This window comes from Mesorhizobium sp. (assembly GCF_017306585.1).
Lineage (GTDB): Bacteria > Pseudomonadota > Alphaproteobacteria > Rhizobiales > Rhizobiaceae > Mesorhizobium.
Genome location: NZ_JAFKIC010000148.1, coordinates 21935 through 39995 on the forward strand (window position 1 = coordinate 21935; position 18061 = coordinate 39995).

17 protein-coding genes are annotated in these 18061 nt (G+C 63.7%); 6 read left to right on the forward strand and 11 right to left on the reverse strand.

Going from position 1 to position 18061, the window contains the following annotated elements; translation table 11 throughout:
- Positions 1 to 83: 83 nt before the first annotated feature.
- On the forward strand, positions 84 to 872 hold the full coding sequence (locus tag J0I79_RS16305) for a hypothetical protein (protein WP_292860548.1): 789 nt from the start codon (positions 84 to 86) through the stop codon (positions 870 to 872).
- A gap of 29 nt (positions 873 to 901) precedes the next feature.
- Here the strand turns inward: J0I79_RS16305 and J0I79_RS16310 are convergent, their stop codons facing one another.
- Positions 902 to 1609 (reverse strand): TetR/AcrR family transcriptional regulator, encoded by a 708-nt coding sequence (locus tag J0I79_RS16310; protein WP_292860551.1) that lies wholly within the window; start codon positions 1607 to 1609, stop codon positions 902 to 904.
- 213 nt (positions 1610 to 1822) lie between these two features.
- Between J0I79_RS16310 and J0I79_RS16315 the strand changes: the two genes are divergently transcribed.
- From J0I79_RS16315 to J0I79_RS16325, 3 genes are all read left to right on the forward strand, one after another.
- On the forward strand, positions 1823 to 3973 hold the full coding sequence (locus tag J0I79_RS16315) for a TonB-dependent siderophore receptor (RefSeq protein ID WP_292860554.1): 2151 nt from the start codon (positions 1823 to 1825) through the stop codon (positions 3971 to 3973).
- A 104-nt stretch (positions 3974 to 4077) separates the two neighbouring features.
- A complete protein-coding gene (locus tag J0I79_RS16320; protein WP_292860557.1) occupies positions 4078 to 5106 on the forward strand; it encodes an ABC transporter substrate-binding protein in 1029 nt (342 codons plus the stop codon).
- 2 nt (positions 5107 to 5108) lie between these two features.
- A complete protein-coding gene (locus J0I79_RS16325) occupies positions 5109 to 6236 on the forward strand; it encodes a siderophore-interacting protein (protein WP_292860560.1) in 1128 nt (375 codons plus the stop codon).
- An 18-nt stretch (positions 6237 to 6254) separates the two neighbouring features.
- On the opposite strand, the gene J0I79_RS16330 is transcribed toward J0I79_RS16325, so the two are convergent.
- The gene (locus tag J0I79_RS16330) at positions 6255 to 7004 is read right to left on the reverse strand and encodes an SDR family NAD(P)-dependent oxidoreductase (RefSeq protein WP_292860562.1); all 750 of its coding nucleotides are present in this window, start codon (positions 7002 to 7004) and stop codon (positions 6255 to 6257) included.
- A 6-nt stretch (positions 7005 to 7010) separates the two neighbouring features.
- Positions 7011 to 7931 carry a LysR substrate-binding domain-containing protein gene (locus tag J0I79_RS16335; protein ID WP_292860564.1) on the reverse strand — a complete coding sequence of 307 codons (921 nt, stop codon included), beginning with the start codon at positions 7929 to 7931 and terminating at the stop codon, positions 7011 to 7013.
- 101 nt (positions 7932 to 8032) lie between these two features.
- On the opposite strand from J0I79_RS16335, the gene J0I79_RS16340 reads away from it, so the two are divergent.
- The gene (locus tag J0I79_RS16340) at positions 8033 to 9100 is read left to right on the forward strand and encodes a nitronate monooxygenase (RefSeq protein WP_292860566.1); all 1068 of its coding nucleotides are present in this window, start codon (positions 8033 to 8035) and stop codon (positions 9098 to 9100) included.
- Between the two features lie 146 nt (positions 9101 to 9246).
- Here J0I79_RS16340 and J0I79_RS16345 read toward each other — a convergent pair whose 3' ends face one another.
- From J0I79_RS16345 to J0I79_RS16380, 8 genes are all read right to left on the reverse strand, one after another.
- Positions 9247 to 10410: an ABC transporter substrate-binding protein gene (locus J0I79_RS16345; RefSeq protein ID WP_292860568.1), complete on the reverse strand. Its 1164-nt coding sequence runs from the start codon at positions 10408 to 10410 to the stop codon at positions 9247 to 9249.
- 75 nt (positions 10411 to 10485) lie between these two features.
- Entirely contained in the window at positions 10486 to 11301 is an 816-nt protein-coding gene (locus J0I79_RS16350) for an ABC transporter permease (RefSeq protein WP_292860570.1), read from the reverse strand.
- A 15-nt stretch (positions 11302 to 11316) separates the two neighbouring features.
- Positions 11317 to 12111, reverse strand: coding sequence for an ABC transporter ATP-binding protein (locus J0I79_RS16355; RefSeq protein ID WP_292860572.1), 795 nt, complete (start codon positions 12109 to 12111; stop codon positions 11317 to 11319).
- Positions 12112 to 12206: 95 nt separating this feature from the next.
- Positions 12207 to 13268 carry an alpha/beta fold hydrolase gene (locus J0I79_RS16360; RefSeq protein ID WP_292860575.1) on the reverse strand — a complete coding sequence of 354 codons (1062 nt, stop codon included), beginning with the start codon at positions 13266 to 13268 and terminating at the stop codon, positions 12207 to 12209.
- A 240-nt stretch (positions 13269 to 13508) separates the two neighbouring features.
- Positions 13509 to 14444, reverse strand: a complete 936-nt coding sequence (locus J0I79_RS16365; RefSeq protein WP_292860578.1) for a helix-turn-helix transcriptional regulator — start codon at positions 14442 to 14444, stop codon at positions 13509 to 13511.
- 190 nt (positions 14445 to 14634) lie between these two features.
- Positions 14635 to 15021, reverse strand: a complete 387-nt coding sequence (locus tag J0I79_RS16370; protein ID WP_292860580.1) for a RidA family protein — start codon at positions 15019 to 15021, stop codon at positions 14635 to 14637.
- Positions 15018 to 15740, reverse strand: a complete 723-nt coding sequence (locus J0I79_RS16375) for a transporter substrate-binding domain-containing protein (RefSeq protein ID WP_292860582.1) — start codon at positions 15738 to 15740, stop codon at positions 15018 to 15020. Before J0I79_RS16375 ends, J0I79_RS16370 begins: the two co-directional genes overlap by 4 nt.
- A 39-nt stretch (positions 15741 to 15779) precedes the next feature.
- Complete coding sequence (locus J0I79_RS16380; RefSeq protein WP_292860585.1) at positions 15780 to 17075, reverse strand: pyridoxal phosphate-dependent aminotransferase; 1296 nt, start codon at positions 17073 to 17075, stop codon at positions 15780 to 15782.
- A gap of 59 nt (positions 17076 to 17134) precedes the next feature.
- On the opposite strand from J0I79_RS16380, the gene J0I79_RS16385 reads away from it, so the two are divergent.
- Positions 17135 to 18061: PLP-dependent aminotransferase family protein (locus tag J0I79_RS16385; protein WP_292860588.1), on the forward strand; the 927-nt coding region annotated here is incomplete at its 3' end.

An 18061-nucleotide genomic window follows, 5' to 3' on the forward strand; every position in this document is an offset into this window, starting at 1 on the left:
TGAACTGTTATATAAGGGAAAGCTCATGGACTTCCCGGTCAAATCAGGCAGAGTGATACCCGCGGCATTGCTCAGGGGCGGGAATGGGCGACGGTTTCGGATACATTGCCTTTGGCAATGACGAATTGTATGCGCGCGGCGCGCTCTTCAGCGCGTTGAGGCTCCTGCATTTCTGTCCCGGCGCCGACATCACCGTCCTTACCGACAGGCCCGGCATTTTCGATCGCTATCCGATCCGCACGATCGAGCTTACGGCCGGCCGGATGACCGAAATGTCCTTTGGCGGCCGTTACCGGTTCGGCATCAAGGCCGCTGGCATCATCGATCTGCTGGAGCGTTATGAGCGCCTGTTCTTCATGGATACGGACATGTATCCGGTTGGCGATATCTCGCGCTGCTTCCGCCAGATTTCTGCGTCCTGTTCCATCATGAGAAAGTGCGAGGGAACGCCAAAGCCGCCCTATCGCGCCATCAAGCACAAGGGGTTTCTGCTGGGCGGCCGGAAACTCACCGGATACGAACCGATGTGGAACAGTGGTGTGCTCGGCGTCCACAGCTCCAATAGTCCCGCGCTCAGCAAAGCCTATGGCGCCATCGAGCAGATGATCGGCGTCGTGAAGGCGCACACTCCGGAGCAGTTCTGCATAGGCGTGGCGCTTTCTCAGGACGGGCGGACGATCAGCGGCCACTGGCTGCCCATCCGCAATTACAACACCAGGGGAAGGAAGCTGTTCGCCCGCAGGCGTCTCGATGCGTTCTTCGCGGCCAACGGTCATCTCGATGTAGACCGGCAGGTCGAGCAGGCCTCGACTTACCGGCTCTGGCGGGCGCCGATCGATCTGTGGAAGCAAAGGGACATCTGGCATTTCTGACCCGACGTGCCGCACCCCATTGCCGGTCCTCAGCCGGCACCGTCGAGGAAAAGTTTCCATGCCTGCGTGAAATAGCGTTCCTCCTCGGCGGAATCGGCGAAACGCGCCTCCCCCAGCATGGCTGAAACAAGCGGCCTGATGGATGTGGCGTAGAGGAGCTGCTCCGCGAGGAAGAAAGCGGGTCCCGGCTTCATGGCGCCTTCCGCCTGCGCCTGTTCGACCAGACGGGTGAATCGGATCATGATCGGGTCTTCAATGCCCGGCGTGGGCCGCACGCCCCCGAAGGTCACGGCCTCGCCGAGCGCCACGCGGTTGAGCGCTATCATCTGTGGTCTCAGATTGATCGACAGCAACGCCCGCGCGAAGAGCTTCAAGCGGTTGAGGGCGGTGGCCTCGACGGCGATACTTGTATCGAGCTCGGAAAGCACGCCCGCCTGCAATCCCTCCATGAGGGCCATGAACAGCGCCGATTTCGAGGGATAGCGGCGATAGATCGTATCCTTCCCGGCCCCGCAGGCGGACGCGACTTCCTCCATCGTGGTCGCTGCGAAGCCCTGGGTTGCGAACAATGCCGCCGCCGTGTCCAGGATCCGCCGGTTGAGCGCCTCGAGGCCATCCTTGGTCGGTCGGCCGCCTTTTGCTTTGCCGGCTCGTGATCTGTCCGGGAATGGCGCGCCGGTTTCGCGGGCCGGCGCGGCCATATCGGCAAGTTTCATTTCGGACGGGTCGGACGCCATCTTCCTGCCTGTACTGGGTCGGTTGGGCTACGGACGTTCATCAGGATCCAGACATTTTATCCCGACGCGAAAACCAAACGCAATCGTTCCGTTGCCGTAATGCAACAGATATAAACTGGACTAAATCAGTCATAAAATTAAACTGGACGGATACGTCCCGTTATTGATATCTGCCTGCCCATTCGAGTGGCTTCAGGAAGGACGAAACGGGAAATGGCCAGTGTTGCGTGGGGCGCGGTTTTTCTGGGGACGACCTCGCTCTTGGTCTGCCTGCAACCGGCAGCCGCCCAGGAGCAGGCATCGCAACTCGAGAAGATCGTCGTCGAAGGCGAAGGCGGATCCTCGGCAGCCACGGGCGACCGCATCCTTCAGAAGCAGACCACATCGGCTACCAAGACGAAAACGCCGGTAGCCGAGACGCCGCAGTCGGTCACCACCATTCCCCGCAAGCAGATCGACGAGCAGAACCCGCAGACGGTCAGCGAGGCTCTCCGTTACACGGCCGGCGTGCTTGCCGACCGCGATTCCAACTCGCGCTATGATTCGATATTCCTGCGCGGCTTCGGCGCCTTCGGCCTCGACACCAGCTATGTGAATTATCTCGACGGGCTGAAATTGCCTCGCGGCCAGGCCTTTGCTCAGCCGTCCATCGACCCGTACCTTCTCGATCGCATCGACGTGCTCAAGGGCCCTTCGGCGCTGCTCTATGGTCAGGTGAGCCCGGGCGCTCTGGTCAACCAGGTCAGCCGCCTGCCGTCCGCGCAGCCATCGAACGAAATTCGCATCGAGGGCGGCAGCCATGGCCGCGTGCAGAGCGGGCTGACATCCACCGGAGCCTTGACCGAGGACGGCAGCCTTCAATACGGCGTCAGCGCCATCGGACGGCTGTCGGGAACCCGTTACGAGGATGTCGACGAGAAGCGCTTCGGCATCGCCCCCGTCATCACCTGGCAGCCCGACGCCGACACCACGCTCACGGTTTCGGGCTATTACCAGAACGATCCCGAAGGTGGTTACTTCAACTCGCTTTACCCGGATTTTCTAGCGCCCGCCAACTACCGGCCTTATCTGAACAGCAAACTCAACATCGGCGATCCGTCCTTCGATTCCTTCGAACGCAAGCAATACGGGATCGGCTACCGGTTCGAGCATCGCTTCGACGAAGACGTGACCATCCGGTCCAGCTTGCGCTATTCGCACGTCGCCACGGATTTCCAATCCTTGCAGATGGCGGGACCGCTCGACCAGAACGGGCTCATCCCGCGCCAGGCACTGCGCTCGATCGAGGATGTCGGTGGGGTTTCCCTGGACAATCAGGCGGAGTTCCATGTCGAGACCGGGCAGGTCCAGCACACCGTGCTTGCCGGCATCGACCATCAGAACAGCACGAGCGACTGGGAGTATCGTTACGGAGCGGCACCGCCGCTCGACGTGACCAATCCCGTATACGGCCAGCCGATCGGCCCGCTCACCAAAATCATCGACAGCGGACAGAAGCTGCGGCAGACCGGCGCCTATCTGCAGGATCAGATGAGCCTTGGCGGCTTCAGGGCCCTGCTCGGCGTCCGCCACGACTGGACGAAGCAGGATACCGACAACCGCCTCGCCAACACGTCGGCCGATCAGTCGAGCGAAGCCACCAGCTACCGGGCGGGCCTGCTCTACCTCTTCGACAACGGCCTTGCGCCTTATGTGAGCTATTCGACATCCTTCGAGCCGACGGTCGGCGTCGATTCCTCCGGCTCCCCCTTCGTGCCCAGCAAGGCGCGCCAGTATGAGGTCGGCCTGAAGTACCAGCCGCCGGGCATGGACGCCCTGTTCACCGCCTCCGCCTTCGACATCCGCCAGCAGAACGCGCTGGTGCCGGACACGATCGGCTTCAACGTCCAGGCGGGCGAAATCCATTCCCGCGGCCTCGAATTCGAGGGCAGGGGCAGCGTGACCGACAACATTGAACTGGTCGCGGCCCTGACCTTGCTCGACACCAGGGTGACCAAAACGGTTGTCCCCGCGAATCTCGACAAGCGGCCCCAGGCCGTGCCTGATTATTTCGGCTCGCTTTGGGCGAACTACACCTTTCATGGTGGCGTCGCCGAAGGGCTGGCGGTGGGCGGCGGTATCCGCTTCGTCGGCTCCAGCTACGCGGACAACGCAAACACGGTGAAGGCGGCGGGCTACACGCTGGTCGATGTCGCCATGCGCTACGATTTCGGCGCGAAGAACCCCGCGCTGAAGGGGCTGGAGGGCACGCTGAACGTCAAGAACCTCTTCAACAAGCAGTATTACTCGAGCTGTAGCTCGAACATCTACTGCCAGTACGGCAACGGTCGCGAAGTGCTCGCCGGCCTTCGCTTCAAATGGTAGGTCGCACGGTGCTCAGCCGGCGTGGCTTTTGCGGAATTGTTGTGGCCGGCGGGCTTGCCGCCGCCCTACCGGCGCGGTCCGCCTCGCCATTGGCGGTAACCGACATGGCAGGCCGCACTGTCCAGCTGAAGGATACGCCGAAGCGCATCATCCTGCTGGAGGCTCGCGACATCGTCACCATGTCGCTGTTGCACCCCGACCCCGCCTCGATTGTCGTCGGCTGGGCAGCGGCGGACCGCATCGACAGCGACCTCCTGCGGGGCCAATTCGAACAGCACGGCCGCATCGCCGTGGTCGGCAAGCAGACGCCCGATACCGTCTCGTTCGAGGGGCTTGTCAGCCTCTCGCCCGATCTGGTGGTGGCCAATCTCTATATGGCGCCCCAGGGCGGCAAGGATATTCTGGTCGAGCGCCTGGAGGCTGCGGGCATACCCGTGATCTTCAGCGACCTGTCCAGCAACGCCTCCCCGGATCCGGCGCGCGCCGAGGGCGTGGTCGGCGACTTTCGCGAGGCCACGCGCATGTGGGGCGAGGTGCTGGGTGCCGGCGACAAGGCGGCCGAATATATCGCCTTCTTCGAAGCCCGTCTGAAGCGTGTCAAGTCATGCGTGGCCGGCGCCGCGCCGGTCACCACCTATCTGGAAGTCCAGTCCACCCTCGATGACTGCTGCTGGGCGGCCGGAACCAGGGTCTGGGGGGAGTTGCTGGAACTCGCCGGGGGCAGGACGCTGCCCGGTGTGACCGCGCCATGGTATCAGAAACTCCAACTGGAGTATCTCGTCTCGACGCCGCCGGACGTCTACATCGCATCCGGCGGCGGCTGGTCGGTGGGCGGGCGGCCGCAGATAGGGCCGGGCTTCAGCGCCGCGCAAGGCAGGGAAGGCTTGAAGCGCCTGACCGAAAGGACCGGCTTCGGCGGGTTGCCCTGCGTCCGCGACGGGCGTGTCCACGGCATATGGACCGGGCTGATTGCCGTTCCGGCGTTCAACATCCTGTTCGTCGAACTCGCGGCAAAGTGGTTGCATCCGCAGCAATGCGAAGCGATCGATCCGACGGACACGCTTGCCGGCATCAACGAGCGCTTCCTGCGCATACCTGTGCCAGGTCCGCTCTGGGCATCGTTGCAGGACTAGGCATGCCGCGCCAGCCTGGTCACAAGCGCGGATACGCGGCAAGCGCCGCTGTCGCCTTCCCGAGGGTCGAAGCGTTCCTCGACGCGATCGTGGGCTCGATCGCGACGCACGACATGACCATCGTCCGTTCGGGCGATTGTTTCGAGATCGCATCCCCTTACGGCGCAGCCAACCTCAAGGTGGAGCCCGGCATCCTTCATCTGTCCGTGGAGACCGACAGTCGTCCCGCGCTCAACCGGCTCAAGCATGCGCTGGTCGGGCCGATCTCCTTCATCGCGGCCAGCGAGGATCTGGTCTTCGAATGGACTGGAGACGAGACCGGCCTCACTCCGCTGGAAGACCTGCGTGTCCTGCGCGTCAGGCGGGCAAGCCAGCTTACGCCGCGTGTGCGCCGGATCGTCTTCACGGGAGAAGACCTTTTCCGCTTTGACAGGGAAGACCAACTCCATTGCCGGCTGATCTTCCAGCCCAGGGGCGTCGTGTCTCCTCGATGGCCCGCGCTAAACGATCGCGGCCACATCGTCTGGCCGGAGCATGGCAAGCTCGCCACGCGCGTCTACACCATTCGCGCCATCGACCCCGCGCAAGGCCAGATCACCATCGATTTCGCCTTGCATGAGCACGCTGGCCCGGCCACGCGCTGGGCGGTCGAAGCGTCCGAGGGCGACATTGTCGGCATTGTCGGCCCTGCCGCCGAGGGTCCGAAACCCGCACAATTCTATGTGCTTGCCGGGGACGAGACCGGATTGCCCGGCATAGCCCGCATTCTCGGCCGGCTCGGAGCCGATGTCCGCGGGGTCGCATTCATCGAGATGGACGGGGCGCACGAAATACAGCCTCTCGTCCATCCGCCCGATGTCGAAGTCCGGTGGCTGGACCGCAAGGGCGCCGAGCCCGGCACGACAGCGCTTCTCGCCGATGCCGTCAGGTCGGTCATCTGGCCGGCCGATCTTGGGGAAGCGTTTTTCTGGGGCGGATGTGAACACAGGACGTTCCGCCAGATTCATCGCCACCTCAGAAACGATGTCGGACTGCCGCGCCAACGTCAGGTCTTCTACTCTCACTGGCATCGCTCGCTCAGCGAGGAGCAGATCGTCGCCGTTGGCGGCGAGGCCTATTTGCCGGACTAGAACGGCGCGAGCCTGGCCTCAGCCCTTGTGTTCCTGGAGGCTGTTGCCGCCGTCGACCACCAGAAGGGTGCCGTTGACATAGCTGGCCGCTTCGGAAGCCAGGAACAGCACCGCGGCCGCCACTTCGTCCGGCCGTCCGGCCCGCCCCGGCGGCGTGTGCAATGCGGCCTTCCGCTCCATCTCGCTCGACGCGCCCGTTTCGATCCAGCCCGGAGCCACGGCATTGACCGTGACGCCGCTGCTTGCCACTTCGAGCGCCAGCGTGCGCGTCAGGCCGACCATGCCGGCCTTGGCGGCGGAATAGGCCGACGTGCCTTCGAAGGACACCAGCGGCCCGGTGACCGATGCCACGTTGACGATGCGCCCATAGCCCGTTTCGACCATTGCCGGCAGAAATGCCCGGGTGACCATAAACGCCGTCTTCAGGCTGACGTCGATGCCTCGGTCCCAGTCGGCTTCGGTCATGGCGAGAAACGCCTTGTCGACCGACGGCGCCGCCAGCGAGCCCATGCCGGCATTGTTGACCAATATGTCGACGGCGCCGGTCTCGGTCCGTAGTCGGCTGACATCGGCGGCCAAAGTGAGATCGGCAACCGCCCCGCCGGCATCGATACCGTCGCCGCGAAGTTCGGCGGCGCGGTCCAGCACGCGGCTGCTGGCGCCGGTCAGGAACACGGCATGGCCCGCGCGGCCAAGCTGTCGGGCGATGGCGAAGCCGATGCCGTCGGGGGCTCCGGCGCCGGTGATCAAGGCACGTCTGCTGGTCACTGCTGATTATCCCCGCGCCGATCTGCGATGGCCGGCGCCGATCTCCATCGGGAGAGCCTCGCTGGCGGGCACTTCCGGGGAAAGTTCCGCCAGGAGCGCGCTCAAGGCGCTGAATTGCCCGACGTCGCGTCGGCGGATGAAGAGCGTCTGGACGCGGGCTGCCTCCGGGGACAGATCGGTCAGCCGCACGCGCCCGGCGTCAGCGGCGGCCTGGAGGAGGCTTCGTGGCAGGAGCGTTATTCCCAGGCCGCCCTCCAGACAGCCGATGATCGCGTCCAGCGTGCCAAACTCGAGGCGAGCGACCTCCTGAATCCCCATCTGGGCGAGGAGAACATCCAGGCGATTGCGGTAAGCGCAGCCCTGTCCCTTGACGAGAACCCTGCATCCCACGGCAAGGTGCCTTTCGAGCGGGACGTTGGCCGGCGAAGCGATCACGAGCTCTTCCTGGAACGCCACGCTGCTCAGGAGCTGCGGGTGTTGAACCGGACCACACACGAATGCGCCGTCGAGTTCGTAATCGAGCACGCGGCGGATGAGTTCGTCGTTCGCGCCAACTTTGAGGCTGAGGTCGACCTCGGGATATTTTGTACCGTATCGCGACAGCAGGGGCGACAGCCGCAGCGCCGCCGTCGTCTCAAGCGAACCGAGCGACAAACGGCCTTTCGGCAGGCCCTCGTCCAGAACCGAGCGACGCGCTTCGGTCATCAGGTGAACCGACTTGAGCGCGTAGGGCAACAAACGTTCGCCGGCACTCGTCAGCTCCACTCCCCGGCTGTGTCGTCGGAAAAGCGCGACACCCAACTCCTCCTCGAGCGCCTTCATGCGCGCGGTGACGTTCGACTGAACCGTGTTGAGAGCTTCCGCCGCGCGATTCATCGCCCCGGAGCGGGCGACGGCTTCGAAAAACCGGAGCGAGACACTGTCCATCCCTTAAAACCCGATATCTGGTTTGCAGATAGCCGATCCCGGAATACATCATTTGTACCGCGTACGCTATCGCGCCATCATGACCGGAAGGAGATACGAAGATGACTTGGAGGAAGCGAAGCCAGGCATTTTGCGACCGCTTCGGCTTGAGCCTGCCGATCCTGCTTGCGCCGATGGCTGGAGCGAGTTCGCCAAAGCTCTCCGCCGCCGTTGCGAATGCAGGTGGGCTTGGAGCCTGCGGTGCGCTGTTGATGAAGCCCGAGGAGATCCGGCACTGGGCCGATACCGTCCGCAGTCGCAGCAACGGGCAGTTCATGCTGAATCTCTGGGTGCCCGACCCGGCCCCACGGCGCGACATGGAGAAGGAGGCGGCGGTTCGCCGCTTCCTGGAACGGTTCGGACCGCCCTTGCCGGAGAGTGCGGGCGACGCGTCGCCACCTGACTTTGACGCGCAGTGCCGGGCGCTTCTCGAAACCGGCGCGCCGGTTTTCTCTTCGGTGATGGGCCTGTTTCCGCCCGGCTTCGTCCAGGAAATCAAGCGCCGTGGCGCGGCCTGGTTTGCCGTGGTGTCGACCTTGGCCGAGGCTCTCGCCGCCGAAGCCGCCGGGGCGGATGTGGTCGTCGCTCAAGGCAGCGAAGCCGGCGGACATCGCGCTGCGTTCGATCCAGCGGAAGCGGAACGCAGGATGGTCGGGCTCTTCTCACTGCTGCCGGCGCTGGTCGATGCATTGAGCGTGCCTGTCGTGGCGACCGGCGGCATTGCCGACGCAAGGGGCGTTGCGGCCGCGCTCACGCTTGGGGCCAGCGCGGTTCAGATTGGAACCGGCTTCCTGCGCTGCCCCGAGGCCGAGATCCATCCCGTCTGGGCCGAAGCGATCTCTCGAACGCGACCGGAGGACACGGCAGTCAGCCGTGTCTTCAGCGGCCGCCCGGGCCGCAGCATCGCCACCGACTATGTGCTCGAGGCTCTCCGGCCCGACGCGCCCGAGCCGGCTCCGTATCCGGTGCAGCGCGGACTTACCGCGGCCATGCGCTCGGCCGGCACGGCCGAAGGCAATCTCGCAAAGATGCAGGCCTGGGCGGGCCAGTCGGCGGCACTGGCAAGCGCCGAGCCCGCGGGGGAACTGACGCAGCGGCTTTGGGCGGAGGCGCAGCAACTGCTGCCATGAGATCGAAAAGTCTCGCCGGGCACTATGGGAGGGCGTGCCCGGCGAGACGGCATGGCGCCGTCACGGTGTCCGAGTCTTTGGGAGACCGATGCGGCGCCATGGACTAAGATCAGGACCTGGGCGCCCGTGGCGCGCCCGCGATCCGGTCAGTTGATCACGTTCTTGTAGAACTTCGCCTCCACATCGGCCATGTCCAGGGCGGCCAGGTCGGCTGGCAGCGCATAGGCATCGGCATCGGCGTGGACCTTCGCCCGGTCGAACGCATTCGCTCCCGCGATGAAATCATTGGTGACGTAGCGGGCGGCGTCGATGTCGATGCTGGACTGGCCTATGGTCTTGAGGATTTTGAAGAACCCGTCCCAGGCAGGAATGTCGTGTTCTCCCCAGCCGGCACGCGCCGCGATATCGCCCCTGAAGGTTCGGTGAATCTGCATGAGGCTTTCCGTGCCCGCCCGCGCGCCATAATTGGCCTTGGTCGTGGGCAAGGCCTTGAACACGATATCGGCGGCCGCGCGCGGGTTGCGATCGGCGAACTCACTGCCCATGGCCCAGCCCTTGAGGTACTTCTTCAGAAATTCCAGCCGGTCGCTATCTTCCAGGTCGGCCCGCCGCACGACCAGTGAATTCGACGGCAAGGGCGAGCCGCGCATGCCGAGCCAATAGTCGAAATCGAGACCTTTCGCGCCCAGATCGGCGCGCAGGCCTTCCCAGGCAAGGCAGGCATTGCCTTGTCCCTCCGCCAGCGCCGTCGTCCAGGTCGGCCAGCCGGCCTCGACATATCTGATCTTCTTGGGGTCCACGCCGACCGCCGCGAACATCGGGTCGCAGATCGATTGCCAGGCGGCCGATCCCAGGAGCACGGTTTTGCCCTCCAGCTCTTTCAGATCCTTGACCGCCTCGCCCTTGCGGAAGGCGATATCGAAGAGATCGTGGAAACCGCTGCCGAACACCGAGACGAGGTCCATCCCCGCATTCACCGCGAAGGAAAGGACGCCTGGCGAGGGAAAGCCGATATCGGCTTGCTTCACCGCCAGGAATTTTACGACCGCGGTTCCGTCGGAAGGGCCGGGCTCCATCGCGGTATCCACTCCCAGATCGCCGAAATAGCCCATCTGCTTGGCCACCCAGTAGGGGTAGTCGTCCATCACCTCGATCGTGCCGCGCGGCGAAATCCAGGTGAATGGCGAGTTATAAGGTTTGGCCTCCGCCGCCGGTGGACCCAGGAAGCCACCGTCGAGAATGGTGCTGGTCACAAGGCCGCCTGCGCCTACCTGCAGCAAGCGCCGGCGTGTCATTATGTGATGTGTCATATAGGGTTCCTCCCCTGTTGATTGGGCCGCATTCAATGTGTTGGCGGGTCGACGCGGCGTTTCGCCCCGATCCGGTCAGCTTTCCCAGCCGGCCAGACGTTTTCCGAGCCAGAAGAAGAAGGCGTAGATCGTGATCCCGGTGACGGCGAGGATCGCGATGCAGGCAAAGAACTCCGGCATTCGAAGCGTCGAGGAGTATGTCGTTAGCCGGCTTCCTAACCCGAATCCGCCCCCTGACATTTCAGCGCCCACCGCCGTGATCATGCCGAATATCGCCCCGATCATCAGGCCCACGATCACCATCGGCATGGCCATCGGAATGCGGATCTTGGTGAAGGTCTGCAGGGTCGAGGCACCGCAGGATCGCGCGAGCGCGATCTTCATCGTATCAACGCGCCGGAACCCCGTGGCTGCGTTGATCATCACCATCGGGCCCGAGGCAAGGGCTACGGCGATGATCCTTGGCGTGAACCCGAAGCCGAAATTCAGGATCAGGAGCGGCACCAGGGCCAGCATCGGCGTGGTCACCAGCAACAGGATGTAGGGCGTGATCACCTTTTCCACGAAGGGGAACTGCGTGATGACGGCCGCCAGGACCAGACCGATCGACGCCCCGATGGCGTAGCCGGCCAGGAGTTCGATCATGGTGTAGGCGTAATGCTCGCAGATCGTTGGGATTTCACGCGAGAAGAACACGCCGGCGATGGCCGACGGGGTGGGCAGGATGAATTGCGGCACCTCGAACAGGCGCAGAAGCACTTCCGCGCCGCCGATAACAAACAGGGCCACCGCAATGATCGCGGCCACCTCCTTGGCCCCCTGGTCGCCAAGCCCGCTGGCGATGCCCGTCGCGCCTGCGATACTGGCGCCGGTCTGTACTGTCTCGCTCATGGTGATGTTCCCCCGTCACGCCGTGGCGACCGCAGGCCTGGCCGGCGGCTGGTGCTGGATGTCGTGCTTGATCATGTTGACGAGTTCGAAGAACTCGCGCGTTTCCATCAGTTCCAGCGGCCTCGGCCGCGCGAACGGAATGTCGACCACGCGGGCAATCTGCCCTGGGCGCGCGCTCATGATGTAGACCTTGTCGGCCAGAAACACCGCCTCGGCGATGGAATGGGTGATCAGGATCACCGTCTTGCGGGATTCCAGCCAGATCTCCTCGACAAGCTTGTTCATCTCGTCGCGGGTGAAGGCGTCGAGTGCTCCGAAGGGTTCATCCATCAGCAGCACCGTGGGGTCGCTGGCCAGCGCACGCACGATGGATGCGCGCTGCTGCATGCCTCCGGACAGTTCACGGGGCATCTTGTCGCCGAAACCGCCAAGCCCCACCCGTTGCAGGAACATGTCGATCCGCGCGGTATCGGGGCGATGTCCCCGGACTTCGAACGGAAGCTCGATGTTCTTGCGGATCGTGCGCCAGGGCAGGAGGTTTGCCTCCTGAAACATCATGCCGATGCTGGGATGGGGACCGGTAATCCATTCCTCGCCAAGGGCGATGGCTCCCGAAGTCAATTTATGGAGCCCGGCGACCGACCAAAGCAGCGTCGTCTTGCCACAACCGGAAGGCCCGACGACCGAGATGAATTCGCCCGGCCGCACCGTCAGATCGACGTCCTTCAGGGCGAGCACTTCGCCGGATTGCGTTCTGTAGGTCTTGGTGGCGCCTCTGATGTTGAGCGCCTTGCCTTTTATCCGTTGCATCTTGCACGCGTCCTCCGGCGCGGTCTTCGGGGCATGCCCCTGCATTCCCCGCGGCGGCAGCGCGCGGGGTGCGGTCAAACTGTTCTTGCGAGTCGTCAGGCGGCCAGCAGTTCGTTCAGGTGGCGATCCACCTGTTCCATGTATCCCGGCTCGAACCCGTTCAGGCCCATGTGCCCCTCTGGTGACTGGATCACCCGGAACATGGCGCCCGGGATAAGCCGACAGTCGGCTTCACATTCATGCGGAGGGAAAAAGCCGTCATGGCTGATGGGCATGACCATCGTCCTTGCCGCGACCCGCGCCAGCGCCAGGGCAAGGTCCCCGCCCGTGTGCCGGGATACGTCTGCCCGCTGCCATTTGTTCATGGCGCACAACAGCACGTTGGGATCCATCGGCTCGAAATAGGCCTTCATCACCCCATTGATGAAATCGTCCAGCGACGACATGCCGACCACGCTGCGCCAGCGCTCCTCCTGATAGAATTGCGGCGACCAGCCGAGCGTGGCCATGATCCGCGCCACTCGGTCCAGGCCGTCGCGCACGGCAAATCCCGATTCATACCAGCCGCCGTTCCAGCGCGGGTCCGAAGTGATCGCCTCCTTCAGTGTCTCGACATAGATCTTCTGGTGCAGCGAAATGCGCGCCGTCGCAGCGATCGGCGCCGCTCTCTCGACCATCCACGGATAGGCGACAGCCCATTCATAGACCTGCTGCCCGCCCATCGAGCCGCCGACCACCAAGGCCAACCGGTCGATCCCGAACAGCTCCGTCAGCATACGGTGCTGCGCGCGGACATCGTCGCCGATGCCAAGTTTCGGAAACTTCGCCATCGCCTGGGGCGCCGGCGTGTTCTGCGGTGACGACGATACGCCGCTGCCAAGCTGATCCACGATGACGATGAAGTACCGGTTCGGATCAAGTGCGTGATCCGGGCCGACATAGAGGTCCTGCATCACCTTGCCTGTTCCCGAGAACCAGGTCGTCACCAGGATCGCATTGGACTTGTCCGCGTTGAGTACGCCGAACGTTCGATAGGCAAGCTTCGCGCCGCGCAGCGTTTCGCCACTTTCGAGGACGAGGTCGCCGAGATGGTAGAGCTGGAAGTCGCCCTGTATGTCGGGCCCGTAGAACGGGTTCTGGATCATGGCGCCGCTCATTGGCTCAGGCGTTCCGAAGCTGAAAGCGGGCTGCCTGCCAATCGACAGGGCCTTCGCGCTTCCCCGATGCAAGGAACTGCTCGGTCATCTTCTCCCCCTAAGACAGTGCAACACGATGATGTGCGTGCCAAAGAGGTTATCGGGAAACGTCACGGATCATCTATCGCGAAGGTTCGCGATGCCGGTCAGCGCATTGGTCTCCGGCATGCGGGCATTGCCGCATGGGTGGCGGCGCGGTCTTCAGGCCAGGTCGGCCCTGGCAAGCAGGCTGACCAGCACGGATGTGCTCGAAACCCCGGTCTTCTGCCGGATGCTTCTGAGCTGATGATCGATGGTGGAGAACGACCTTCGACGGATTCTGGCAATTTCCTTGTAGCTCAAACCCTTCGCGACAAGTCTGGCGACCTCGATTTCCGAGCCCGTCAGGCTTGCGAGCGAAGCTTTGAAAGAACCCCCCTTGGACAGAGTGGGGGAATTGCCGCTCGCGCCATTTAAAATGGATGGATCGCGATCGGCGATCTCCCTGGCGACCGCGATGATTGGGCACAGCACGTCGGTCACGGTCTGCTCGAAGCAATCGTAGAGGCCGGATTCCCATGGAACGAAATGCTCGGTCCAGTCGGCGCATATCAGTCCGTAGCTGCCACGATCCGTTCGAAGCGCCCAGGCGAATTTCGATTTTGTCCGTGCCCCCGAAAGCCTTTGGCGTAGCCGCATCCTGATGCGGCTGTCCTGCTTGATATCGGCAAAGATCAGCGGGCGGGGGTCCAGCCACATCGCCTGCATTGCGATATCCCGATTGTCGACCGCCCTGCCATCTCCGAAGGACGGAACATCGTAATTGATGTCCTTTGCTTCCGCGAAGCCGGGAAAATAGTCTCTGGCCTCGCGCGTTCCGAACCCGGTGTCGACGCGCTGACATCCGAGTTCCGCCCTTAGCCAGTTGGTGGCGATTGACCAGCAGCCCGGCAGGTCATCAAGTTGAAGGAGCATGTGGGCCGCCAGGTCCCGCGACCGGGTGTAACGGACCGTGGCGCGATCAAGAAGCCGCGCGCGCAAGCCTTGTTGCGCGGCATAGACGCCCCCGGAGAAATCCTCCGCGAAGGTCTTATCGCGCCAAGGCTCCTGGCCTCGTGTTTCCAACAACCCTTTTCCTCTTCCGGCTTCCCATCTCACGGGCAAAACGCGGCGAAATCGATGGCATGCGGGCAACACGAGACAGGATTTCCCCGACCGACTGTATGCCAACCCGTTTGCGAGTCAAATCGTGATTGACCGTGCGGAATGATCACTCGAGTGGCAGGTCGATGTCGACCCACGCCGATCGAGGGTTCTCTACCTTCGAGCAGCGCTGCCGGAGCGCCGGTTAACGTGCTGCAATCGCCTGAATCTCCACGAGCAGATTTGGCTCCGCGAGACCTGCTACGATAACCATGGTCGTCGCGGCGGCGTGCCCGGCAAATCGACGCTCGCGTTCTTGCCGATAGATCGCGACAAGGTCGGGGCGCGTGATGAAGCCGTCCACTTTCACCAGGTCGGTCACACTCATACCGGCGTCGGCCAGCACGGCCTCCAGATTGTCCCAGGCCAGCTCGATCTGACGCTTCGGTTCGTCAGGAACGATGCCGTCAGGTGTCACGCCGACCTGGCCGGAAACATGGAGCCAGCGCGCATTGTCCGACGCCGACGCGCCATGGCTGTAGCAGGAGAATGGCGGCGCGATGGTCGCCGGATTGTGTAGCGTGATCGTCATTGTTGCCGTCCGATGACGCCGTCGATCTCCGCTGACGTGAATCCGTATTTCGCGATCCGCGCCCGGTGGTCCGTCGAGCCGAGATATTGGCTGAGCTGCCTGTTCACTGCCTCCAGGAGATCACCATTGCCCTTGGCGAACGAGAAGGCACCGATCGGGGCATCGCCCGTCGAGCCTGCACCCACATCCACCGCCTCCAGCGCGGAGTTGGCGCCGGCGATGGAACGGCTGCCGAGCGCAGTGCCGGGGAAGGCGTCGATCTTCCCCGCCATCAGCGCGGCGACACCCTCTGGCTGGCCTTTCAGCACCATGATCTGGCTGTCGCTCACGCCCGCCGCCTTTGCCGCCGCAAACTGGATCTGCTCCGGTATAAGACCGAGGCGGGCGTCGCTGCGCGCGGCAACGGCTTCATAGCTCGTAAGCGCCTTCGGGTTGCCCGACCGGACGACGAAGCCATCGCCGATCGTCCAGACCGGTACGCTGAACGCAACCTGCCGCGCGCGCTCGGCCGTGACGAAGATCGGCACGTTCATGTCCCAGCGCCCCTCCTGAACGCCCGGCAGGAATTCTCCGAACGATGTGAGGTGGTATTCGATGTCGGTCACGCCGATGGCGCGCAGGACCACTTCCGCGACTTCGATGTCCGCGCCGGTGGGTCGACGATGATCTCCGGTCCAGTAGAATGGCGGTTCTTCAATATAGGCAACTCTGACTTTCATGATCCTGCTGGTCGTTGGGTGTTGAGTATTTCGGCGCGGTCACGCGACGGCCGCATCGAGAGCCGTGGAAAGCGCCGACAATGCCGGTCCGAGGCGTTCTGGTGGCAGATAGCCGAACCCCAGGCGGAACACGCGCTCGCTCTCGCCGAACCAGCGTCCGGAGGCCAATTGCAGGTCGTGGCGGGGCAGAACCCGCCAGAAGCGTGAGACGCCAGCAGCGTCGAGCACATCGGGGCGAAGGCGCAGGCAACACAATGCGCCCGCGTCTGGCCGCACCCAGTCGATGCGCTCGCGCTCGGCCTCGCACCACCTCGCCAATTCATCGATTGCGCCGGCCAGCAACCGGCGCCTCGGCGCAAGAACCTTTTCCCTGTTGCGCAGCAGCGCGGCCGCCAGCGTTTCATCGAGTACCGAACCCGAAATGACGGTGTTCATCTTGGCGACGGTGAGCCTCGTGCGCAGGTCGGCGTCCGCCACAGTGAGCCAACCCGTCCGCAACCCGGGAGCGCCGAGCGCCTTCGAAACCGACGCTCCGGTGACGATACGGGGGTCGAGCGCCGCAAAGCTGTCGGCCGGAGGCGTGTCGCCATAGGTTGCCTCCCGATAGGTCTCATCAAGGAACAGCAGCGCTTGCGGAGATCGTCTCTCCATCATCACCAGCAGATTTTCGATGGCGGCTCGCGGTGTCTGGACGCCATTCGGGTTCTGCGGCGACGCCAGGCTGACCAGCCGCGTCTTCGGCGACAGGCTGGCTTCGATCCGGTCCAGATCAAGCCGATAGCCATCGTCGAACGACAACGCGACCTCGCGGACGCGAGCGCCTGCGCCGATGAGGCTGTCCCGGCTTGGTGGAAAGCACGGCGACACAAGAACCGCCTCATCGCCGGCACGGCAGAGTTCGAGCGCGAGAAGAAAGATGCCGAGCGCCGTGCCCTGCGTCGTCACGACATGCTCGGCGGGAGCCTTGCAGGCGTCGGCGACGGCCTGGTGCAGGTCGGGCAAGCCCGCGGATTTTCCGTAGCCGAGCTTCAGGTCGCGGATGCGATCGGGGCCGGCGAGGTCAAGGACTTCGCCGACGGTCAGATCCTGCGACGTGCTCTCCGCCAGATTGTACAGGCGGTTCACGTCCAGAAGCGTGATGATCTCGTTGTAGGGGAAACGCCCACGCCATTGTCCGGAGCCTGCCCCGAAGTCGGACGTTTGCGTTCCATCGGAATTTTGAGGGAGGTTGGTCATGGGCGCATCGTACGGCGCGCGACAAAGCCATAACAGACACAGTAATTGCTTGTTGAGGCATAACAGATTGTTGGCGGTCCGGGCGAGCGACGCTATCATGTGACGTCGTCAACCGCGGATTTTCCAAAGATAGCCCCACGATGTATCGATACGAGCAGTTGGCCGAGCTGATCATCGCCATGATCGACAATGGCGCCCTGGCGCCGCGTTCCCGCGTTCCTTCGGTGCGCGCGCTGAGCGAGCAACACAGCGTCAGCATCTCGACCGCCTTGCAAGCCTGCCGAATGCTCGAGGATCGCGAGCTCATCGTCGCGCGGCCTCGATCAGGCTTCTATGTCGCGCCGAAACAGCACAGTGCTTTTGCGCTCCCCTCGGCCACGCGCCCCCGCGCGAAGGCGTCGGCTGTCTCGATCAGCGGCGCCGTCGCGGGGTTGCTCGAATATTCATCGAATCCGGCCTATCTGCCGTTCGGCTGCGCCGTGCCAGATGGCGCGCTGCTGGAAGCGAAACGGCTCGACCAGTTGCTTGCTCGGGCGGCCCGCCGGCACGGCGCGCGATACAACGTCTACGGCACCCCGCAAGGGGATCCGGCTTTGCGCGGCGAGATCGCGAAACGCGCAATCCGCGTCGGGCATAGGCTGGCGCCGGACGACGTGGTGATCACGAGCGGCTGCACGGAGGCACTGACGCTGGCGCTGACTGCTGTCGCCAGACCTGGTGACACGATCGCGGTTGAAGCGCCTACCTATATGGGATTGCTGCACACGCTGGAAATGCTCGGTCTGAAGGCGGTCGAACTGCCGACCGATCCCATTCGCGGCATCGATGTCGCCTCGGTTGCCCGCCTGCTCGAAACGGAGCGCGTGGCCGCGTTCGCGCTTGCGTCGGGCTTCAATAATCCGCTCGGCTCGACGATGGCCGAGGCCGACAAGCGGGCGCTCCTCGATGTGCTCGCGCGGTACGACATCCCGCTTATCGAGGATGACGTCTACGGCGATCTCCATTTCGGGCGGGAGCGGCCGAAGCCGTTCATCGCACTCGATGGCGGCGCGAACACGATCTATTGCAGCTCGTTCTCGAAGAGC

Bases quoted from the DNA above. Each gene is read 5' to 3' on its own strand.
- J0I79_RS16340 (WP_292860566.1), top strand. From the start codon at position 8,033: ATGACTTGGAGGAAGCGAAGCCAGGCATTTTGCGACCGCTTCGGCTTG.
- J0I79_RS16325 (WP_292860560.1), top strand. From the start codon at position 5,109: ATGCCGCGCCAGCCTGGTCACAAGCGCGGATACGCGGCAAGCGCCGCT.
- J0I79_RS16335 (WP_292860564.1), bottom strand. From the start codon at position 7,931: ATGGACAGTGTCTCGCTCCGGTTTTTCGAAGCCGTCGCCCGCTCCGGG.
- J0I79_RS16350 (WP_292860570.1), bottom strand. From the start codon at position 11,301: ATGAGCGAGACAGTACAGACCGGCGCCAGTATCGCAGGCGCGACGGGC.
- J0I79_RS16360 (WP_292860575.1), bottom strand. From the start codon at position 13,268: ATGAGCGGCGCCATGATCCAGAACCCGTTCTACGGGCCCGACATACAG.
- J0I79_RS16320 (WP_292860557.1), top strand. From the start codon at position 4,078: ATGGCAGGCCGCACTGTCCAGCTGAAGGATACGCCGAAGCGCATCATC.
- J0I79_RS16315 (WP_292860554.1), top strand. From the start codon at position 1,823: ATGGCCAGTGTTGCGTGGGGCGCGGTTTTTCTGGGGACGACCTCGCTC.
- J0I79_RS16375 (WP_292860582.1), bottom strand. From the start codon at position 15,740: ATGAAAGTCAGAGTTGCCTATATTGAAGAACCGCCATTCTACTGGACC.
- J0I79_RS16380 (WP_292860585.1), bottom strand. From the start codon at position 17,075: ATGATAGCGTCGCTCGCCCGGACCGCCAACAATCTGTTATGCCTCAAC.
- J0I79_RS16345 (WP_292860568.1), bottom strand. From the start codon at position 10,410: ATGACACATCACATAATGACACGCCGGCGCTTGCTGCAGGTAGGCGCA.
- J0I79_RS16370 (WP_292860580.1), bottom strand. From the start codon at position 15,021: ATGACGATCACGCTACACAATCCGGCGACCATCGCGCCGCCATTCTCC.
- J0I79_RS16305 (WP_292860548.1), top strand. From the start codon at position 84: ATGGGCGACGGTTTCGGATACATTGCCTTTGGCAATGACGAATTGTAT.
- J0I79_RS16355 (WP_292860572.1), bottom strand. From the start codon at position 12,111: ATGCAACGGATAAAAGGCAAGGCGCTCAACATCAGAGGCGCCACCAAG.
- J0I79_RS16310 (WP_292860551.1), bottom strand. From the start codon at position 1,609: ATGGCGTCCGACCCGTCCGAAATGAAACTTGCCGATATGGCCGCGCCG.